At 65.2% G+C, this 3,163-nt stretch carries 3 protein-coding genes; all 3 read left to right on the top strand.

Going from position 1 to position 3,163, the window contains the following annotated elements:
• Window positions 1-1,161: chromosomal replication initiator protein DnaA (gene dnaA, locus EOA38_RS31800; protein WP_127301087.1), on the top strand; the 1,161-nt coding region annotated here is incomplete at its 5' end.
• Between the two features lie 199 nt (window positions 1,162-1,360).
• The gene (gene dnaN, locus EOA38_RS31805; RefSeq protein WP_126090335.1) at window positions 1,361-2,479 is read left to right on the top strand and encodes a DNA polymerase III subunit beta; all 1,119 of its coding nucleotides are present in this window, start codon (window positions 1,361-1,363) and stop codon (window positions 2,477-2,479) included.
• Window positions 2,480-2,546: 67 nt separating this feature from the next.
• On the top strand, window positions 2,547-3,163 hold a 617-nt coding region (locus EOA38_RS31810), incomplete at its 3' end, for an AAA family ATPase (protein ID WP_145966162.1).

The following is a 3,163-nucleotide window of genomic DNA, read 5'->3' on the forward strand; positions in this document are numbered from 1 at the left end:
AAACAGACGCAGACCGTGCTCGCCGCCGGCACCGCAAGCAACGGCCGGGTGGAGCGGGCGCCGGCGCCTCGCCAGGGCGGCGCGCCGGTGGAGACCGAGTTCCGCCACAATGTGCTGGGGTCGCCACTCGACCCGCGCTACACTTTCGCCTCGTTCATCGAAGGACCCTCGAACCGGGTGGCCTTCGCGGCCGCCAAGGCGGTGGCGGAATCGCAGTCGAGCGCCGTGCGCTTCAACCCGCTCTTCCTTCACGCGACCGTCGGACTGGGCAAGACGCACCTTTTGCAGGCGATCGCGGCGGAATCGCTGCGGCACAACCCGAAATCGCGCGTGGTCTATCTGACGGCGGAATATTTCATGTGGCGCTTCGCCACCGCCATCCGCGACAACAATGCGCTCACCCTCAAAGAGCAATTGCGCGATATCGATCTTCTGATCATCGACGACATGCAGTTCCTGCAGGGCAAGTCGATCCAGCATGAGTTCTGCCACCTGATCAACATGCTGCTCGACAGCGCCAAGCAGGTGGTGGTCGCCGCCGACCGGCCGCCGTCGGAACTGGAATCGCTGGAGCCGCGCGTGCGTTCGCGCCTCAACGGCGGCGTGGCGCTCGAAATGTCGGCGCCGGATTTCGCCATGCGCCTCGGCATGCTGAAGCTGCGCCTCGCCACCGCCAAGGTCGACGATGCCTCGCTCGACATTTCGGACGATATCCTCGATCACGTCGCGCGCACTGTGACAGGCAGCGGACGCGAGCTCGAAGGCGCCTTCAACCAGCTTCTGTTCCGCCAGTCCTTCGAGCCGCAGATCACCATCGACCGCATCGACGAGATCCTCGGCCACATCTACCGCTCGGGCGAGCCGAAGCGGGTGCGCATCGAGGACATCCAGCGCATCGTGGCGCGCCACTACAACGTGTCGAAGACGGAGCTGCTGTCCAACCGGCGCACGCGCACCATCGTCAAGCCGCGGCAGGTGGCAATGTATCTGTCGAAGGTGATGACGCCGCGCTCGCTGCCGGAAATCGGGCGGCGTTTCGGCGGCCGCGACCACACGACGGTGCTCCATGCCGTGCGCAAGATCGAGGATCTTTCCGGTGCCGACAACACGCTGGCGCAGGAGCTCGAACTGCTCAGAAGGCTGATCAACGAGCAGGCCTGAGCGGTCCGAAAAAGGGGCGGCGGCGCAGTTCGCCGGCTTTATCCCCAGAAAGCCCGCGCAACCGGCCGGAACCGGTGTCGCGGGCTTGCGTTTGCAGGCTTTTTACTGTCAGCTTACACAGATTCTGAGCTTTTCGGAGCTGTCGCGGGATGCCGCCCCTTGGTGCCCCGCCCATTCATTGAAGCGAGCCTGTTTCGTCATGCGTGTTATCCTGGAACGGTCCAATCTCCTGAAGTCCCTCAACCACGTTCATCGCGTGGTGGAGCGGCGCAACACCATACCGATCCTGTCGAATGTGCTGCTCAGCGCAGAAGGCGCGAGCCTCGAGATGAAAGCGACCGACCTCGACCTCGAGGTGACGGAAGCCACGCCCGCCAAGGTCGAGCGCGGCGGCGCGACGACGGTCCCGGCGCACCTGCTCTACGACATCGTGCGCAAGCTGGCCGACGGCGCCGAGGTCATGCTGAAGACCGACGAGGACGGCAATGCGATGACGGTCACGTCGGGCCGCTCCAGCTTCCGCCTGCAGTGCCTGCCGCAGTCCGATTTCCCGGAACTTTCGGCCGGCTCCTTCTCGCACATCTTCCGGCTCGACTCGGCGGCGCTCAAAGGCCTGATCGAGAAGACGCAGTTCGCCATCTCGACCGAAGAGACGCGCTACTATCTCAACGGCATCTTCCTGCACACGCATGAGGTTGGCGGCAAGCTGAAGCTGCGCTCGGTCGCGACCGACGGGCACCGCCTGGCGCGCGCCGAAATCGACGCACCGGCAGGCTCCGAAGGCATGCCCGGCATCATCATTCCGCGCAAGACGGTGAGCGAGCTGCAGAAGCTGGTCGACGACCCGGATGTGGCGGTGACGACGGAGCTGTCGGACACCAAGATCCGCTTCACCATCGGCAGCGTCATCCTGACTTCGAAGCTGATCGACGGCACCTTCCCCGACTATCAGCGCGTCATTCCGACCGGCAACGACAAGAAGCTGATCATCGACCGCCAGAGCTTCGCCGCCGCCGTCGACCGCGTCTCGACCATTTCGTCGGAGCGCGGCCGGGCAGTGAAAATGTCGATCAACGACGGCCAGCTCACGCTCGCCGTCAACAATCCGGATTCGGGCAGCGCCACCGAGGAGCTGGCGGCCGACTATTCGTCCGATCCGATCGAGATCGGCTTCAACGCCAAATATCTGCTCGACGTCGCCGCCCAACTCACCGGCTCGGAGGCGAAGTTCATGCTGGCGGATGCCGGGTCGCCGACGCTGATCCACGACATGGCCGACGAGACCGCGCTCTATGTGCTGATGCCGATGCGGGTGTAGCGCATCGGGTTTCGCGCCGGCTGGCGATGGAATGATGATTGCGGCGGCTTGCACGGGCGGACAGCGGTTGCCGGAACAAACCCATATAAGTAAGCTAACGCTTACAAACTTCCGCAACTATGCGGGACTTTCGCTTGAGCTCGACCCCGGCGCCGTGGTGCTGTCCGGCGACAATGGCGCCGGCAAGACCAACCTGCTCGAAGCCATCTCGCTGCTGACGCCCGGACGCGGGCTGCGCCGCGCGCCCTATGCCGACGTGGCGCGCGAAGGCGGCGATGGCGGCTTTGCCCTGCATGCCCGGATCGAGGGGCCGGAAGGCCAGGTCGAAATCGGCACCGGCGTTTCCGGTGCAGATGCCGCCGGAGAAGGCGGCAGGCGCGTTCGCATCAACGGCGCGCCGGCGAAGTCGGCTGACGATATGCTGGAGTGGCTGCGGGTCGTCTGGCTGACGCCGGCGATGGACGGGCTGTTTCCAGGGCCGGCCGCCGACCGCCGCCGCTTCCTCGACCGCCTTGTGCTGGCGATCGATCCGAACCATGGCCAGCGGGCCCTCGACTACGAAAAGGCGATGCGCGGCCGTAACCGCCTACTTACCGAAGGATCGCGCGACAGCGCCTGGTTCGACGCGATCGAGACACAGATGGCCGAAACCGGGGTGGCGATCGCCGCGGCACGGGCGGAACT

The sequence above is a fragment of the Mesorhizobium sp. M1E.F.Ca.ET.041.01.1.1 genome (assembly GCF_003997355.1).
GTDB lineage: Bacteria > Pseudomonadota > Alphaproteobacteria > Rhizobiales > Rhizobiaceae > Mesorhizobium.